General features: G+C 65.1%; 16 protein-coding genes and 1 riboswitch. Of the genes, 2 read left to right on the top strand and 14 right to left on the bottom strand.

Annotated elements, in window-relative coordinates:
• Positions 1–119: 119 nt before the first annotated feature.
• From gloA to QCE48_RS12530, 13 genes are all read right to left on the bottom strand, one after another.
• Positions 120–521, bottom strand: a complete 402-nt coding sequence (gene gloA / locus QCE48_RS12590; RefSeq protein WP_309787466.1) for a lactoylglutathione lyase — start codon at positions 519–521, stop codon at positions 120–122.
• A 142-nt stretch (positions 522–663) separates the two neighbouring features.
• Complete coding sequence (locus QCE48_RS12585) at positions 664–1563, bottom strand: SprT family zinc-dependent metalloprotease (RefSeq protein ID WP_309787467.1); 900 nt, start codon at positions 1561–1563, stop codon at positions 664–666.
• Between the two features lie 82 nt (positions 1564–1645).
• Positions 1646–2419 (bottom strand): lysophospholipid acyltransferase family protein, encoded by a 774-nt coding sequence (locus QCE48_RS12580; protein WP_309787469.1) that lies wholly within the window; start codon positions 2417–2419, stop codon positions 1646–1648.
• Positions 2420–2465: 46 nt separating this feature from the next.
• On the bottom strand, positions 2466–3023 hold the full coding sequence (gene gmhB, locus QCE48_RS12575; protein ID WP_309787470.1) for a D-glycero-beta-D-manno-heptose 1,7-bisphosphate 7-phosphatase: 558 nt from the start codon (positions 3021–3023) through the stop codon (positions 2466–2468).
• 25 nt (positions 3024–3048) lie between these two features.
• Complete coding sequence (gene glyS, locus QCE48_RS12570; RefSeq protein WP_309787471.1) at positions 3049–5148, bottom strand: glycine--tRNA ligase subunit beta; 2100 nt, start codon at positions 5146–5148, stop codon at positions 3049–3051.
• A 17-nt stretch (positions 5149–5165) separates the two neighbouring features.
• On the bottom strand, positions 5166–6173 hold the full coding sequence (gene glyQ / locus QCE48_RS12565; RefSeq protein ID WP_309787473.1) for a glycine--tRNA ligase subunit alpha: 1008 nt from the start codon (positions 6171–6173) through the stop codon (positions 5166–5168).
• A gap of 143 nt (positions 6174–6316) precedes the next feature.
• Entirely contained in the window at positions 6317–7972 is a 1656-nt protein-coding gene (gene lnt / locus QCE48_RS12560) for an apolipoprotein N-acyltransferase (RefSeq protein ID WP_309787474.1), read from the bottom strand.
• A 113-nt stretch (positions 7973–8085) separates the two neighbouring features.
• Complete coding sequence (locus QCE48_RS12555; protein ID WP_309787475.1) at positions 8086–8991, bottom strand: transporter associated domain-containing protein; 906 nt, start codon at positions 8989–8991, stop codon at positions 8086–8088.
• A 224-nt stretch (positions 8992–9215) separates the two neighbouring features.
• Positions 9216–9878 carry a gamma-glutamylcyclotransferase gene (locus QCE48_RS12550; RefSeq protein ID WP_309787476.1) on the bottom strand — a complete coding sequence of 221 codons (663 nt, stop codon included), beginning with the start codon at positions 9876–9878 and terminating at the stop codon, positions 9216–9218.
• Between the two features lie 16 nt (positions 9879–9894).
• On the bottom strand, positions 9895–10365 hold the full coding sequence (gene ybeY / locus QCE48_RS12545; RefSeq protein WP_309787477.1) for an rRNA maturation RNase YbeY: 471 nt from the start codon (positions 10363–10365) through the stop codon (positions 9895–9897).
• Between the two features lie 22 nt (positions 10366–10387).
• Positions 10388–11509 carry a PhoH family protein gene (locus QCE48_RS12540; protein ID WP_309787478.1) on the bottom strand — a complete coding sequence of 374 codons (1122 nt, stop codon included), beginning with the start codon at positions 11507–11509 and terminating at the stop codon, positions 10388–10390.
• A 31-nt stretch (positions 11510–11540) separates the two neighbouring features.
• Positions 11541–12902 (bottom strand): tRNA (N6-isopentenyl adenosine(37)-C2)-methylthiotransferase MiaB, encoded by a 1362-nt coding sequence (miaB, locus tag QCE48_RS12535; protein ID WP_309787479.1) that lies wholly within the window; start codon positions 12900–12902, stop codon positions 11541–11543.
• 72 nt (positions 12903–12974) lie between these two features.
• Positions 12975–13961 carry a LysR substrate-binding domain-containing protein gene (locus QCE48_RS12530; protein ID WP_309788333.1) on the bottom strand — a complete coding sequence of 329 codons (987 nt, stop codon included), beginning with the start codon at positions 13959–13961 and terminating at the stop codon, positions 12975–12977.
• A gap of 276 nt (positions 13962–14237) precedes the next feature.
• On the opposite strand from QCE48_RS12530, the gene QCE48_RS12525 reads away from it, so the two are divergent.
• Both QCE48_RS12525 and QCE48_RS12520 read left to right on the top strand, forming a co-directional pair.
• Entirely contained in the window at positions 14238–15413 is a 1176-nt protein-coding gene (locus tag QCE48_RS12525; RefSeq protein WP_309787480.1) for an MFS transporter, read from the top strand.
• 57 nt (positions 15414–15470) lie between these two features.
• Complete coding sequence (locus QCE48_RS12520) at positions 15471–16157, top strand: HAD family hydrolase (protein WP_309787481.1); 687 nt, start codon at positions 15471–15473, stop codon at positions 16155–16157.
• On the opposite strand, the gene ribB is transcribed toward QCE48_RS12520, so the two are convergent.
• Positions 16154–16894: a 3,4-dihydroxy-2-butanone-4-phosphate synthase gene (ribB, locus tag QCE48_RS12515; protein WP_309787482.1), complete on the bottom strand. Its 741-nt coding sequence runs from the start codon at positions 16892–16894 to the stop codon at positions 16154–16156. The genes QCE48_RS12520 and ribB overlap by 4 nt on opposite strands.
• A gap of 147 nt (positions 16895–17041) precedes the next feature.
• Positions 17042–17202: riboswitch (FMN riboswitch) on the bottom strand.
• Between the last annotated feature and the right edge of the window lie 42 nt (positions 17203–17244).

Genomic DNA, 17244 nt, shown 5'->3' with positions numbered 1-17244 from the left:
CGAAAGGTGAGGTTGAGCGCGGGGTCGAATGAATGGTCGCGCGCGCACACGGCGCGGCGCAAAAGAAAGCGCCGGCTCGCCGCATGGCGAGCCGGCGCCCGGCAGGCTTGCTTTAAGCGTCAGACGCCCGCGACGTGCGAGTGCTTTTCGATCAGTTCGATCTTGTAGCCGTCCGGATCTTCGACGAACGCGATCACGGTCGTGCCGCCCTTCACCGGGCCCGCCTCGCGCGTCACCTTGCCGCCTGCTTCGCGGATGCGGTTGCACGCGCCGGCGGCGTCGTCGACTTCGATCGCGATGTGGCCGTAGGCGCTGCCGAGGTCGTATTTGTCGGTGCCCCAGTTGTAGGTGAGTTCGAGCACGCTGGCTTCGCTTTCGTCGCCGTAGCCGACGAACGCCAGCGTGTACTTGTACTCGGTGTTCTCGCTCTGGCGCAGCACTTTCATGCCGAGAATGCGCGTGTAAAAGTCGATGGAACGCTGCAAGTCGCCGACGCGCAGCATCGTGTGGAGAAGTCGCATGGTGGGTTTCCTGTGGGGTTGTCTTGGGCGGGTTCGGAGACCGTGAACGCCGGTGTCTTTCGCACTCGTTCGCACTCGTGCGCGCGAAGGCCGCGTGCAAAATTGTAGCGCCGGCCGTCGAGGCTCGCAGGCCGCGTGCGGCTCAGAGCGCCGGTAGCAATTCCGGCGGATGGTGCTTGAGCGTGTGCCGCGCTTCGCGGAATTCGGGAAAGATCGATTCGACCGTCTGCCAGAAACGCGGACTATGGTTCATCTCGCGCAGATGCGCGAGCTCGTGCGCGACGACGTAATCGATGATCGAAAGCGGAAAGTGGATCAGCCGCCAGTTGAGGCGAATCTTGCCGTCGCTGGAGCAACTGCCCCAGCGCGTCGCCGCCGACGACAGCCCGTACGCACGAAACTCGACACCGAGCTTGTGCGCGTACACGACGAGCCGGTCGCCGAAAATGCGCTTCGCCTCGGTCTGCAACCAGCCTTGCACGCGGTCCTTGATCTGCTGCGGATCGGCGAGCGCGGGCAGCGCGAGCGAGAGCACGCCGCTCGGCTCGTCGAAATGAAGCGCCCGTTGCGCCGATCCCAGCGACACGCTGATCGTCCTGCCGAGATAAGGAAACTGCGCGCCGTCTTTCCAGTCGATGCGCGGCAGCGCACGCTGCTCGACGCGCGTCTGCCACTCGCCGAGCTTCTTGAAGATCCACAGTTGCTTGTCGACGATCGCGCTTTCGATGTCGGCGAGTGTCACCCAGCGCGGCGCGGTGATCGCAAGGCCGGTGCCGTCGATCATGAAGCCGATCGTGCGGCGCGACGAGCGCTTCAGACGATAGTCGAGCGTCTGCTGGCCGAGCACGAGGCGGCGCAGCCGCGTGCCATCGGGCGCGTAGGACGGCGAGGCGGCAGTCGCACCCGGCGTGATCTCACCGAGCAGGGGCGCGGGCGTCTGCGAGGCGCGCTCGGCGGCGCCCGACGTATCCGCGAACGGCAGATCGAGTTGCAGGTTGTCGAGCGCGACAGCGGGACGCTGCCGCGATGGGGTCTTCTGCATCGGCTCAGCTTTGCGCTCGCGGCGCAGGAAGGACGAGAACAACGAAAAGGACAATGCGCGGCTCGGCGTGGGTGCAGTCGTTTCAGCGGCCTGCGGACGCGCGGGGCGCGTGCGTCGAACCTGCGTCTGTCGAACTGTAAGCAGCCGGATCGATACGGCGCATTTCCGCTTCGATCCAGGTCTCGACGCGCTGGTTCACTTCTTCCGGCGTGAGACCCGCAGTGTCGATCGGCTTGCCGATCGACACCGTGACTATACCCGCATATTTGAGAAACGAATGGCGCGGCCAGACGTGCCCGGCGTTATGCGCGATCGGCACGACGGGCACGCCGGTCGCAACCGCGAAGCGCGCGCCGCCCGTCTTGTACTTCCCCTGGCTGCCGACGCGCGTGCGCGTGCCTTCGGGAAACATGATGACCCACGCGCCTTCGTCCATGCGCGCGCGGCCCTGGCGCGTCACCGAGGCGAATGCGTCCTTGCCCTGCTTGCGGTCGATGTGAACCATCTTCAGAAGCCCGAGCGTCCAGCCGAAGAAGGGCACGAAGAGCAGTTCGCGCTTGAACACGTAGCAAAGCGGACGCGGCATGAGCGCAGGAAACGCGATCGTTTCCCACGCGGACTGGTGCTTCGGCAGCAACACGGCGGGACCGTCGGGCAGGTTCTCCCAGCCTTCGATCGTGTAGCGAATACCGTTCAGATGGCGCAACACGACGATCGTCGATTTGCACCAGCCCGCCGCCATCCAGTAGCGCTTGTCGGCGCGCAGGAACGGGAACGCGATGAAGCAGGCGATCGCGTACGGAACCGTGTACACGATGAAGTAAATCAGCAGCAGCAGCGATCGGATGAAGCGCATTGGCGTGAATTCTTATGGTGCGCCGCTCATCGAGTGAATGAGCGGGTCAATCCTGGTTCTGGGCGAGGAAATCGAGGACGAAGGTACGCAGGTCCTTGTGCACCTTCGTGCCCGCCGGCAGGTTGCCTGCGGCGAGCGTCTTTTCGCCCTTGCCCGTCAGCACCAGATGCACCGGAAAGCCGAGTGCCGCGCCGGATTGCAGGTCGCGCAGCGAATCGCCGACCACCGGCGTGTGTGCCGGATCGATCTCGAAGCGGTCGATGATCTGTTGCAGCATGCCCGGCTTCGGCTTCCTGCAATCGCATTGATCCTCGGCGGTATGCGGGCAGAAAAACACGGCGTCGATACGCCCGCCTACGGCCGCCGCCGCGCGGTTCATCTTCTGATGCATCGCGTTGAGCGCGGCCATGTCGAAGAGACCGCGGCCGATGCCCGACTGGTTCGACGCGATCGCCACATGCCAGCCGGCCTGGTTCAAACGCGCGATGGCGTCGAGGCTGCCGGGAATCGCGACCCATTCGTCGGGCGACTTGATGAAGGCGTCGGAATCGACGTTGATCACGCCGTCGCGATCGAGAATGACGAGCTTTCTGTTCGGATTCATGGAGAGGGCGCCTGGACTCGCACGCTTACGCGGCGAGCTTCGAAATATCCGCGACGCAATTCATCTGCTGATGCAGCGCGCCAAGGAGAGCCAGCCGGTTGCTTCGCAGCGCCGGGTCTTCCGCATTCACCATCACGTCGTTGAAAAAGGTGTCGACGGCATCGCGCAGCGCGGCGAGCGCCGACAGCGCTTCCGTATAGTTGCGCTCGGCAAGCTGGCTCTGCACACGCGGCGCGACCTGTTCGAGCTGCGCGTGGAGCGCCTTTTCAGCGGCTTCGACGAGCAACTCGGGTTTCACGCTCGACGGCACCGCTTCCGTCGACTTTTTCAGAATGTTCGAGATGCGCTTGTTGGCCGCCGCGAGCGACGCCGCTTCCGGCAGCGCCGCGAATTCGCGCACGGCTTCGAGGCGCGCGACGATGTCATCGAGACGCGTCGGGTTCAGGCTCAGCACGGCGTCGATTTCGCTCGCGTTGAAGCCGCGCTCGCGCAGCACGCCGCGCAGGCGATCGAGGAAGAATGCATAGATCGCGTCCGTCGATTCGGCCACTTGCGGCATCCCGGCAAACTGCTGTTGCGCGACGCGCAGCAACTCCAGCAGATCGATGGCAAGGCGCTTTTCGAGCAGGATGCGCAGCACGCCGAGCGCATGGCGGCGCAGCGCGAACGGATCTTTTTCGCCCGTCGGTTGCAGTCCGATGCCCCAGATGCCGACGACCGTCTCCAGCTTGTCCGCGAGCGCGACCGCGCAGCCGACGCCCGTCGACGGTGTTTCGTCGCCGGAGAAGCGCGGCTGGTAATGCTCCGAGCACGCGAGCGCGACTTCTTCCGGCTCGCCGTCGTGGCGCGCGTAGTAGGTACCCATCGTGCCTTGCAGCTCGGGGAATTCGCCTACCATGTCGGTGAGCAGATCCGCCTTTGCGAGCAGCGCGGCGCGCTGGGTCAGCGCGACATCGACGCCGACCATCGGCGCGATCTCGCCCGCGAGCGCTTCGAGCCGTTTCACGCGTTCGAGCTGTGAGCCGAGCTTGTTGTGATAGACGACGTTCGCGAGCAGCGGCACGCGATCCGCTAGCCGCTTCTTCTTGTCCTGCTCGAAGAAGAACTTCGCGTCGGCGAGACGCGGACGCACGACGCGCTCGTTGCCCTCGACGATGTCGCCGGGCGTCTTGGTATCGATGTTCGACACGATCAGGAAGCGCGAACGCAGCTTGCCATCGGCGTCGGTCAGCGCGAAATACTTCTGGTTCGTCTGCATCGTGAGGATCAGGCATTCCTGCGGCACCTGAAGGAATTCCTCGCCGAAATGACACTGATAGACCACCGGCCATTCGACCAGCGCGTTCACTTCGTCGAGCAGCGCTTCCGGCATCACGACGCGATCCTCGCCCGCGAAAGCCTGCAACTGCGTGCGGATCGATTCCTTGCGGTCGTCGAAATTCGGCACCACATGCGCCTTGGACAGCAGCGTTTCGGCGTAGCTATCGGCGTTCGGAATCTGCACGAAGCCATGCGACATGAAGCGATGGCCGATGGTCGTATCGCCCGAATCGATGCCGAGCGCCGAGACCGGCACGACTTCGCGCCCATGCAGCGCGACGAGCCGCTGCACTGGACGCACAAACTGCACGTTGGTGCCGTCCGGACGCTGGTAGGTCATGACCTTCGGAATCGGCAGCTTGGCGAGCGTTTCGTCGAGCGCGGCTTGCAGGCCGTCGGCGAGCGTCGCGCCTGGCGCCGCGTAGCGCAGGAAGAACGCTTCTGCCTTGCCGTCCTGCGCGCGTTCGAGTTCGGCGAGCGGAAAGTCGGGGAAGCCGAGCGCCGCGAGTTTCTTCGCGAGCGGCGCGGTGGGCTGACCGTCCTTGTCGAGCGCGACGGACACCGGCAGCACTTTTTCGCGCACCTGTTTTTCCGGCGCGACCGCGCGCACGTTCTTCACCAGCACGGCGAGGCGGCGCGGCGTCGCGTATTTTTCGAAGCCCGGCTCGCCGTCGATCAAATCGCGCGCGGCAAGACGTTGCACGATGCCTTCGGCGAACGCGGTGCCAAGACGCGCGAGCGCCTTCGGCGGCAGTTCTTCGGTGAGCAGCTCGACGAGCAGGGAGGTTTGATTGGATTGCGTCATTGTTGTTTCGTGTCTCGTCAAACCGGGTCGATGTTGCGTTCGACCTTCAGCGGCGGCGCCCAGGCGGGCATGGCGGCGTCGTGTTCGTCGGTGGTGAGGCCGGCCGCCGGATGCACCGGATTGCCGAGCATCGGAAAGCCGAGCGCTTCGCGCGAGTCGTAGTACGCCTGCGCGACGAGCCTCGACAGCGCGCGAATCCGCCCGATATACGCCGCACGTTCCGTGACGGAGATCGCGCCGCGCGCGTCGAGCAGGTTGAACGTGTGGCCGGCCTTCAGCACGAGTTCGTAGGCGGGCAGCGCGAGCTTTGCGTCGATCATCTTCTTCGCTTCGGCTTCGTAGCTATTGAAGAAGTTGAACAGCAAATCGACGTTCGCGTGCTCGAAGTTGTAGGTCGATTGCTCGACTTCGTTCTGGTGATAGACGTCGCCGTAGGTGAGGCGCCGCCTCTCTTTGCCGTTCGGGCCGTCTTCTTCCCATTCGGTCCAGACGAGGTCGTAGACGTTCTCGACCTTTTGCAGATACATCGCGAGGCGTTCCAGCCCGTAAGTGATCTCGCCGAGCACCGGCTTGCAGTCGATCCCGCCCACTTGCTGGAAATACGTGAACTGCGTCACTTCCATGCCGTTCAGCCACACTTCCCAGCCGAGCCCCCACGCGCCGAGCGTCGGATTTTCCCAGTCGTCCTCGACGAAGCGCACGTCGTTCTGCTTCAGGTCGAAGCCGAGCGCTTCGAGCGAGCCGAGATACAGATCGAGGATGTTTTCCGGCGCGGGCTTCAGCACGACCTGATACTGATAGTAATGTTGCAGGCGGTTCGGGTTGTCGCCGTAACGGCCGTCCTTCGGGCGGCGCGACGGCTGCACGTAGGCCGCGCGCCACGGCTCCGGCCCGATCGCGCGCAGGAACGTGTGGACGTGCGAAGTGCCCGCGCCGACTTCCATGTCGATCGGCTGGAGAAGCGCGCAACCCTTGTTGTCCCAATAGGATTGCAGCGTCAGGATGATTTGCTGAAAAGTGAGCATGATTGCCTTTGAGGCGGACCGGCGCCAGAGCGTCGCGAGAGCGGACGCCCAAGGCCGGTCAAAGTGCTAAAACGTTGAATTTTAGCTGAATGAAGGGCGCGTGCGGCTTTGGGGCGTTTCGTGCCACCTGCTGGCCGACTGTTTCACTTCCTGCGGCCATTCCGGTTCGACGGCGCGAAGGCGAATGCAAACGCGAGCAGCAGCAGCGACACGGCGATCACGGTCAGATTGCCGCTCGTGACATACGGCGTGCGCCCGGACGTGCCTTGCACGGTGGCTTCGAGCGTGCCGGTCGTGTAGGTCGGCAGTTTCGAGACGACCTCGCCGTTCGCCGCGATCACCGCGGTCATGCCGGTATTGGTCGCGCGCAGCATCGGCCGGCCGGTTTCGATGGAGCGCATCCGCGCGATCTGCAAGTGCTGGTCAAGCGCGATGGTATCGCCGAACCAGGCGAGATTGGTCGAGTTCACGAGAATGCCTGCCGGCGCGACCTGTTCGCGCAGCGTCTTCGCGATCTCCTCGCCGAAGATGTCCTCGTAGCAGATGTCGACGGCGACCGGCTGGTTGTGCACGAAGAACGCCTTTTGCACCGACGGCCCGCGCGCGAGATCGCCGAGCGGAATGCCCATCAGGTTCACGAACCAGTGAAAGCCGAGCGGCACGAATTCGCCGAAGGGCACGAGGTGATGCTTGTCGTAGCGATAGACGTCGAACGAGCCGGGCGTGATGCCGAAGAGACTGTTGGTGAAATCCTTCGCGCGGCCTTCGGGCGTGATCGTCACGCCGATGGCGCCGAACAGGATGGACGATTTGGTCGTATCCGCGAACTGGCGCAGCGCGAGCGCGAGGTCCTCCGGCACCTGCACGGCGAGCACCGGCAGAGCGGTTTCGGGCGTGACGATGAGATCGGCGGGCTTCTCGGTGATCATCCGCCGATACAGCGCGAGCGAGGCGTTCACGCCTTCCTGCTCGAACTTCATCTCCTGCTTCACGTTGCCTTGCAGGAGGCGCACGGTGAGCGGCGAGTTGGCGGGCGTCGTCCACTGGACGAGCGAGAGCAGCACCCCCGCGACGATGAGCGCCACCGCGACGACGCCCGGCGCGAAGCGCGCAGCCCGTTCACGACGTCGCGCGCTGTAGAACGCCTGCACGACGAGCGCGGCCACGAGCGCGAGCACCCAGCCGACGCCGTACACGCCCGCGATGGCGCCATAGCCGGCGAGCGGCCCGTCGACTTGCGCATAGCCGCTCGACAGCCACGGGAAGCCGGTGAAGACGAGTCCGCGCAGCCATTCGCCGAGCGCCCACGCGCTCGCGAAGGCGAACGCGCCGTGCCAGGTCGGAACGAAACGCGGTTCGATGGCCGCGCGTTCCGTGTCGTCGTATCGAGCGCGACCGGCCACGAGCGACCACACGACCGACGCCGCCGCCGGATAGATCGCGAGATAAAGCGAAAACAGCGCGACGGCGGCGGCAGCGAGTGGCGCGGCCATGCCGCCGTAGAAATGCATGCTGACGTAGAGCCACCAGACGCCCGTCACGAAATTGCCGAAGCCGAACGCCCAGCCGGTGAGCGCGGCGCTTTTCCAGCCGCTCGTGCGCGAAAGCCACGCGAAGAAGAGCGCGAAGACGACGAGTTCGAGCCAGCCGCCATGAGGCGTCGGCGCGAAGGAAAACGTGTTGGCTGCGCCGAGCACCGCCGCGACGAGGTAATGCCAGAACGGCAGTGCGGCGGCTTCGCTGGCTTGGGAAGACGGGCTGCGCCGGCGGCGCAAGAGGCGAAACGATGAATCGGCCATTGATTACGGTCGGGGGACGGCTGGAAGGGATGATGGCGCGGCGAGTTGCGCGTTGACCCGCGCGTTGACCCGCGCGCCGGACAACGGCGGCTCACGCGAGCCGCGCAGGACGATCAGCCGCGGTCGTCTTCTTCGCCCTCGTGCAGGCGGCGCTCGTGCTGGCTCATGTGCGGCACGCGCCGCACGAGCAGCACGTGGATCTGCCGGGCGTCGCCGCGCAGGATTTCGAACGCGAAGTCGTCGATGCGCACTTTCTCGCCGCGATGCGGCACGCGCCCGAACCGATGCGTGACGAGCCCGCCGATGGTATCGACTTCCTCGTCGGAGAACTCGGTGCCGAATTCCTCGTTGAACTGCTCGATGCCGGTGAGCGCGCGCACGCGGAACTTGCCGTCCGGCGACGAAATGATGTTGCCGGCTTCCTCGTCGAAGTCGTATTCGTCTTCGATGTCGCCGACGATCTGCTCCAGCACGTCCTCGATCGTAATGAGACCCGCGACGCCGCCGTATTCGTCGACGACGATCGCGATGTGATTGCGGTTCACGCGGAAATCGTGCAGGAGGACGTTCAGGCGCTTCGATTCCGGGATGAACACGGCGGGGCGCAGCATGCCGCGCACGTCGAATTCCTCTTCGGCGTAATAGCGCAGCAGGTCTTTCGCGAGCAGCACGCCGATGATGTTGTCGCGGTTGCCCTCGAACACCGGATAGCGCGAGTGCGCCTTTTCGAGCACGAAGGGGATGAATTCGGCGGGCGTCTCGGCGATGTTGATCGCGTCCATCTGGGCACGCGGCACCATGATGTCGCGGGCGCAGAGGTCGGAAACCTGGAACACGCCCTCGATCATCGAAAGCGAATCGGCGTCGAGCAGATTGCGTTCGTGGGCGTCCTGCAGCACTTCGAGCAGTTCGTCGCGCGACTCGGGTTCGTGCGAGATGAAATCGGTCAGACGCTCGAGAAGGGAGCGTTTTTCCTGCGGTTTGTCGGTGTGTCGTCGACTGGGATAAGCGTCGTTCATAGCGGGGCGCCCGCAAGTATCGGGGCGCGAATTGGCGGAAAGTTAAGCATACACGATGGGAAAAGCGCGGCTGCACGGCCCGGCGCACGCGGCGTTGGAATCTCGGCAACCATGCTAACTGATAAATGTGCGGGAAGTATGTCGAGAAAAACACGTTGTCCGAACGGACGAGCGTGCGCTTTTCAGGTCATCGGAATGATCATAGGAATGGGCTCGGAAGTGTCTCATTCCTGCGATTGACAGCGCTTAAGGAGCGCTTCGAGCGCGCGGTCCGGCATGCCGCTCTCGCGCAACGCGACGACCGTGCGGCTCACGTAGTCGAACGTCGTGCCATAGCGGCCGCTCGCGCAGCCGAGCACCGTGCGCACGACCGGATCGGCGAGCTTGCCGGTGTAGGACGTGGCGTCGCGCCGCATGACGAACGCGAGCGCCGCGACGCGCCGGCCGTCCGCGAGCGTGCACGGCAGCCATGCGGGCCGGTAGGACGCCATCGCCATTTCGCGTCGCCAGAGCACTTCGAGATGTTCCTGCGCGCCTTCTCCGTCGAGACGGAACGCGATGCCGGTGCACGAGCCGCCGCGATCGAGCGCGAGCACGAGGCCGGGCTGCTCGGGCGTGCCGCGATTCACGCGCGACCACAGATAAAGCCCGCGATGATAGCCGTGCACCTTGCTGCGCACGGCTTCGACGGTCGGAAGCCCCGGGTTCCAGATCAGCGAACCATAGCCGAAGAGCCACAAATCCGACTTGCCGTCCCAGTTCCTCAACGTATGCTCGCGCGACGCGGCGAGTTCTTCGTCGGTGAGAAGCGGCGAATCGACGAGCTGCGGCGGATAGTCCGCCGGAGCGGGTGCAAGCGACTGGATTTCGGGCGTCTCGTCTTTCACGGCGGGTCGGGCGTCGTCAGGGAATCGGAACGTAGGGATCGGAAAAGCCGAGCGCGCGCATGATGTCCGTCTCGATCGATTCCATTTCGGCGGCTTCGGTGTCGTCCTCGTGATCGTAGCCCTGAGCATGCAGCGTTCCGTGCACGATCAGATGCGCGTAGTGCGCGGCGAGCGGCTTGCCCTGCTCGGCGGCTTCCTTCTCGACGACGGGACAGCACAGGATCAGGTCGCCCGCGACCGGATCGTCTTCCGATTCGGCGTAGGCGAAGGTGAGCACGTTGGTCGCGTAATCCTTCTGACGATACGTGCGGTTGAGCGTGCGTCCCTCGTCTTCGCCGACGAAGCGGATGGTCAGCTCGGCGTCGGCGAAAAGCGTGGCCTTGATCCAGCGCGCGACCGTCGCGCGCGGCAACACGGCCTTGTGCGACGGATACGCCTTCGCGGCGGGGAATTGCATCGTCAACGCGAGTTTGTGCGGGCGTGTCATGGGCGAATGATCGGGCGGCGCGCTATTCCGGGCGTTGCGCCGACTTGGCCGCCTCGGCGAGGGCCGCGTCCTTCTGCGTCTGCGCGTCGTAAGCCTCGACGATGCGCGCGACGAGCGGATGCCGCACCACGTCGGCCGACGTGAAATGCGTGAGCGCGATGCCGCGCACGTCGGTGAGCACGTGCTGCGCCTCGACGAGCCCGCTCTTGTGGCCGCGCGGCAAATCGACCTGCGTCGTATCGCCGGTGACGACCGCCTTCGAACCGAAGCCGATCCGCGTCAGGAACATCTTCATCTGCTCGGGCGTGGTGTTCTGCGCTTCGTCGAGGATGATGAACGCGTGATTCAGCGTGCGTCCGCGCATGTACGCGAGCGGCGCGATCTCGATCATCTGGCGCTCGAACATCTTCGCGGTCTTGTCGAAGCCGAGCAGGTCGTAGAGCGCGTCGTACAACGGACGCAGATACGGATCGACCTTCTGCGCGAGATCGCCCGGCAGGAAGCCGAGCCGCTCGCCGGCTTCGACGGCCGGACGCGTCAGCACGATGCGCTTCACCTGATCGCGTTCGAGCGCATCGACCGCGCACGCCACCGCGAGGTAGGTCTTGCCCGTGCCCGCCGGACCGATGCCGAAAGTCAGGTCGTGCGCGATGATCTGCCGCAGATACTCGCGCTGCGCGGGCGTGCGGCCGCGCAAGTCGGCGCGTCGCGTATAGAGCTTCGGGCCGGGATCTTCGGTTTCATCGAGATCGATGGTCGCGCTCGGTTCGTCGAACGGATGATCCGGGTCGCCGCGAAAACGCGGATCGACTGGCTGATCGTTATGACCATTGCCATTCCCGTTGCCGGTGTTCGGCCCGCGCGTGCGCCGCTGCGCATGGCGCGCTTCGACCAGCGCGAGCTGGATGTCGTCGACGGAAATCGGGTCGCGCGCGCGGTTGTAGAAGTTTTCGAGCGCCGCGAGCGCCACTTTCGCGCCGCGTCCGCGAATCGAGATCTTGTGGCCGCGCCTTGACAGCGTCACGTCGAGCGCCTGCTCGATCTGCCGCAGGTTTTCGTCGAGCGGGCCGCAGAGGTTGGCGAGCCGCGCGTTGTCTTCGCGCGGTGCGGTGAATTCCAGATGCTGCTGAGGAGCGGTCTTCAAGGCGAAAGTGGGTGTCCGGTCTGAGTGCTGCTCAATGTGTGGTCGAAGGCGCCATGATCAAGGCGCCGCGCAGCGAGTGCGGATACGCGTGATTGATCTCGACGTCGATCATCTGGCCGACGAGCCGCGCGTGCGAAGCAACCGGCGCCGGGAAATTCACCACGCGGTTGTTCGCCGTGCGGCCGGCGAGTTCGGTCGGGTCCTTGCGCGACGGGCCTTCCACCAGAATACGCTGCACCGAGCCGAGCATTGAATGGCTGATTTTCGCGACGTTCGCCTCGATGGTCGCCTGCAAATGTTGCAGACGCTTGAGCTTTACTTCGCGCGGCGTGTCGTCGTGCAGGTTCGCGGCGGGCGTGCCGGGGCGCGGGCTATAGATGAACGAGAAACTCGTGTCGTAGCTCATCTCGTCGACGAGCGCCATCATCTTCGCAAAATCTTCCTCGGTTTCGCCCGGAAAGCCGACGATCATGTCCGTCGACAGCGATAGATCGGGGCGAATTGCCCGCAGCTTGCGGATCACCGATTTGTATTCGAGCACCGTGTAGCCGCGCTTCATCGCCATCAGAATGCGGTCGGAGCCGTGCTGCACCGGCAGATGCAGGTGCGAGACGAGCTTCGGCACCTTCGCGTAGGTGTCGATCAGGCGCTGCGTGAATTCCTTCGGATGCGACGTCGTGTAGCGAATCCGCTCGATGCCCGGCACGTCGGCTACGTATTCGATCAGCGTCGCGAAGTCGGCGATATCGTGCGAGCCGAGCGTGAGCGGTCCGCGATACGCGTTCACGTTCTGGCCGAGCAGCGTGACTTCGCGCACGCCCTGATCGGCGAGGCCGGCGATTTCAGTCAGCACGTCGTCCAGCGGGCGCGACACTTCCTCGCCGCGCGTGTACGGCACGACGCAATAGCTGCAGTATTTGCTGCACCCTTCCATGATCGACACGAACGCGCTCGGACCCTCGACGCGCGCGGGCGGCAGATGGTCGAACTTTTCGATTTCGGGGAAGGAAATGTCGACTTGCGCGCGGCCGGTGGAACGCCGCTTGTCGATCATCTCGGGCAGGCGATGCAGCGTCTGCGGGCCGAATACGAGATCGACGTAGGGCGCGCGCGAGACGATCGACGCGCCTTCCTGGCTCGCGACGCAGCCGCCGACGCCGATCAGCAGATTCGGGTTCGCTTCCTTCAGTTCGCGCACGCGGCCGAGGTCAGAGAAGACTTTCTCCTGCGCTTTTTCGCGCACCGAGCAGGTGTTGAACAGAATGACGTCCGCGTCTTCGGGCGTGTCCGTCTTGACGAGGCCTTCCGCTGCGCCGAGGACGTCGACCATCTTGTCGGAGTCGTACTCGTTCATCTGGCAGCCAAAGGTCTTTACATAAACTTTCTTGGTCATGAATTTCGCCGGTCGCAGTTGTTAACCTGGGGGCGCGGTAATCGAGGTTGAAGGGGCTCTTATTGTTCTAATTTAGCCCGTTATTATAGCGCCCGCCGATTGCTTACGTTTCGGCCAGCCGTCGGCGCCGGGCGGGTAGGCGAGCTCGCCGAGCAGCTCGGCGGTCGCCGTCGCGAAACGCTCGACCAGAAAATCCAGCAGCACGCGCACGCGCGGCGCCATGTAGCGGTTCGCGTGAAATAGCGCGTGAACTGCCGCTTCGTGCGTGCACCAGTCGGGCAGCAGCATGTTCAGCGTGCCGGCGCGCACGTCGGCGGCGATATCCCAGATCGACTTGTGCGCGATGCCGTGGCCCGCCAGCGCCCAGGCGCGCGTCAACGCCCCGTCGTTCGATTCCCACGATCCCTCCAGCGGCATCGTGAAGCTTGCGCGCTCGTCGCCGCGCACGAAGTTCAGCTCGTTCAGAGGCCCCGTCGACGTGACGCCGATCACGAACTGATGGCCTTCGAGATCGGCGGGCGTGGCGGGCGTGCCGCGCCGCGCGAGATACGCCGGCGATGCGCACAGCACGCGCCGGTTCGGCGCCAGTTGCCGCGCGGCGAGACCGCTGTCGGGCGGCGCGCCGAAACGGATCGCGAGATCGATTTCCTCTTGCAACAGATTCGACACCGAATCCGATAGCGTCAGCGCAAAACGCACGTCGGGATGGCGCGCGTTGAAATCGTCGAGCCAGCCGCGCAGCAGATAGCGCCCGAAATCCGACGTCGCCGAAATGCGCACCTTGCCGCGCACGAGATTCTGGCCGGCTTGCAGCGCGGCTTCGGCGTCGTCGATGGCTTGCAGCGCGATGCGGCAATGCTGGAGATAGAGGCGCCCTTCGTCGGTGACGCGCAACTGGCGCGTCGTGCGCTCGAAAAGCCGCGCATGCAGCGACTTTTCGAGCTTGATGAGACGCGCGCTCGACGCCGCAGGCGACAACCCGAGCTTGCGCCCCGCCGCCGACAAGCTGCCGAGCGCCGCCGCTTCCACGAAAAGGCGCATGTCGCCGAGCCGGTCCATCACCGTGTGCAGATTCTCAATTCGGATTTGACAATGATTCAAATGCTACGCCAATTATCAAAACGATGCTTGTCGCGCAGAATGCGCGCATTGCGCTCGTTGCTCCGGGTTTTCCCGAGGCATCACTGTTCGGAGAACTGTCTGAATCGCCACGGCACGGCCTATCGACCCACGGCAGTCCCGATGACGGGAGAGCTTCAACTGTTCGTCGGGCTCGCGCCGGCTGTCGTCGTGGAATTCGTGACGACGCGCATCTGACCATTCACAGGAATTGACATGCCCATTCCACTTCTCGCGCTGGCGATCAGCGCATTCGCGATCGGCACGACCGAATTCGTGATCATGGGGCTTCTGCCCAACGTCGCCCGCGATCTCGCGGTGTCGATTCCGTCGGCGGGTTTGCTCGTGACGGGTTACGCGCTCGGCGTCGCCGTCGGCGCGCCGCTGCTCGCGGTGCTCACGAGCCGGATGCCGCGCAAGCTCGCGCTGCAACTGCTGATGGCGGTGTTCATCGTCGGCAATGTGTTGTGCGCCGTCGCGCCGGGCTACGGCTTGCTGATGGTCGCGCGCGTGGTGACGTCCTTCGCGCACGGTTCGTTCTTCGGCATCGGCGCGGTGGTCGCGGCCTCGCTCGTGCCGGCGGAGAAGCGCGCGAGCGCGATTGCGCTGATGTTCACCGGGCTCACGCTCGCGAACGTGCTCGGCGTGCCGTTCGGGACCTTCATCGGCCAGGAATTTGGCTGGCGCGCGACCTTCTGGATCGTCGCGGCGCTCGGCGTGCTGTCGGCGCTCGGCGTGACGGCGCTCGTCCCCAACCGGCACGATGCCGGTCCGAGCCGCCTCGGCCACGAAGTGCGCGTGCTGAAAGACCGCCAGGTCTGGCTCGCGCTCGCGATGACCGTGATCGGCTTCAGCGGCGTGTTCGTCGTGTTCACCTATATCGCGCCGATTCTGGAGCAGGTCGGCGGCTTCTCGCCGCGCGGCGTGACGCTCGTGCTTGTGCTGTTCGGCGTCGGGCTGACGATCGGCAACACGATCGGCGGCAAGCTCGCGGACCGCGCGCTGATGCCTTCGCTGATGGGCATCCTGATCGCGCTCGCGCTCGTGATGGCCGTCTTCGCGACGACGAGCCACAGTCAAACCGGCACCATCGTGACGGTCTTCGTGTGGGGCATCGCGGCGTTCGCGACGGTGCCGCCGCTGCAGACGCGCGTCGTCGAGAAGGCGAAAGCCGCGCCGAATCTCGCTTCGACGCTCAATATCGGCGCGTTCAACGTCGGCAACGCGGGCGGCGCGTGGCTCGGTGGCATGGTGCTGGAACGCGGGCACGCGCTCGATTCGCTGCCGTGGGTCGCGGCGGCGGTCGCGATCGTCGCGCTCGCGGTAACGTGGTACGCGGCGCGGCTCGACGCGCGGCCGCTCGCGAGCGGTGCGACGGCCGTCGACGCCTGAGAGCCGGCCGGCGGATCTGGACCGATTATGATGTCGGCTTAACGTAACCGAGCCATCATGATCGACCATCTCATCTGTGACTGCGACGGCGTGCTCGTCGACAGCGAAGTCATCGCCGATCGCGTCATGCTGGAGGCGCTGACCGAAACCTTCCCCGGCATCGATTTCGAGCCGGTCATGAAGACGGCGTTCGGCCAGCAGACCTCGCGCTTCCTCACGCATCTCGAAACGAAGTTCGGCATCGCGATGCCCTCCGGTTTCGTCGATACGCTCGGCGAGCGCGTGAGCCTCGAACTGGCGCGCTCGGTCGGACCGATCGCCGGCGTGCGCCGTGCGCTCCAGAGCGTGAGCCTGCCGGTGGCGGTGGTGTCGAACAGCGGGATGGAGCGCGTGCGCGCGTCAGTGCGGCGCGCCGGACTCGACGAGATCGTCGGGGCGCGCCTCTTCAGCGCCGAGCAGGTCGCGAAGCCGAAGCCTTATCCCGACGTCTATCTGTTCGCGGCGAAAACGCTCGGCGTGGCTCCGGAGCGCTGTCTCGTCATCGAGGACAGCATCGCCGGACTGACCGCCGCGCGCGCCGCCGGCATGATGACGATCGCGTTCGTCGGCGCGAGCCACATTCCGGGTGGCTACGCGCAAGTGCTGCGCGAGAGCGGCGTCACGCGCATCATCGATTCGATGGATGCGTTGCCCGCGCTCGTCGAGGCGGGCATGCGCGGCGAATTCCGCGGCGTGCAGTCTTAAGCCTGGACGGCTTCTTCCTCCACGACTTCCCGCGCCGCCGCCAGCGCCGCGCGGAATTCGACCAGCTCCGCGATCGTCAGCATCGGCAGGCCGTGCTCGGCGGCAAAGCGTTCGACTTGCGCGCCGCGCGTCATGGTTCCGTCGGCGTTCATCAGTTCGCACAGCACGCCCGCGGGTTTCAGACCGGCGAGGATCGCCAGGTCGACCGTGCCTTCCGTATGCCCGCGACGTGCGAGCACGCCGCCCGGCATGGCGCGTAGCGGAAATACGTGACCGGGACGCACGATGTCGGCGGGTTTTGCTTCGTCGGCGATGGCGGCGCGGATCGTCGTCACGCGATCGGCCGCCGAGACGCCCGTCGTCACGCCGTCGCGCGCCTCGATCGACACCGTGAACGCCGTGCCGTAGCGGCTGCCGTTGGCGGCGGCCATCGGCGGAAGTTCGAGCGCGCGCACGGTCTCGTCGGGCAGGCACAGGCAGACGATGCCGCTGCATTCGCGAATCAGGAGCGCCATCGTGGCATCGGTGATTTTTTCGGCGGCGACGATCAGATCGGCTTCGTTCTCGCGGTCGTAATCGTCCTGCAGCACGACGGCGCGGCCGTCGCGCATGGCTTGCAGCGCGGCGGCGATGCGCGGCGGAACGTCGACGGACGCGAGCAGGGAAAGATCGGCGAAGGCGTCATCGGCGATGATGGACGGTGCCGCAAAAGACGGGTGCTGAACAGAAACGGACATGTGAAACGCTCTCGCTAAGGAATGGGCGAAAAACGTTTCAGGGCATTGCAGAAAGGCATAACGACACCCTGACCGCGCCGTTTGCACGACGCCGTCTGGTCCGGCACGCAACGCGCGCCGTCACCGTGGCAACGGACATGACGATCTGCACATCTTCTTCCATCCGGACTATGACCGTCGGCCCTGGCTTCGCACCAGATCTGCTGACCCCGCCGATCCTGCCGGCGGGCGCTCGCGGGCTCGTGAAAGGCGTTTCGGCCCTTGCACATACCGCCGGTGGGGAATTTCGCCCCGCCCTGAAGACGCACTGATTTCCCGCTAATTAAGCAGCTAGCGGGTACTTTCAGGAT

The organism is Caballeronia sp. LZ024 (assembly GCF_031451455.1).
GTDB lineage: Bacteria > Pseudomonadota > Gammaproteobacteria > Burkholderiales > Burkholderiaceae > Caballeronia > Caballeronia telluris.
The sequence above is the reverse complement of the archived record's forward strand: the minus strand, read 5'-3'. Positions and strand labels throughout refer to the sequence as shown.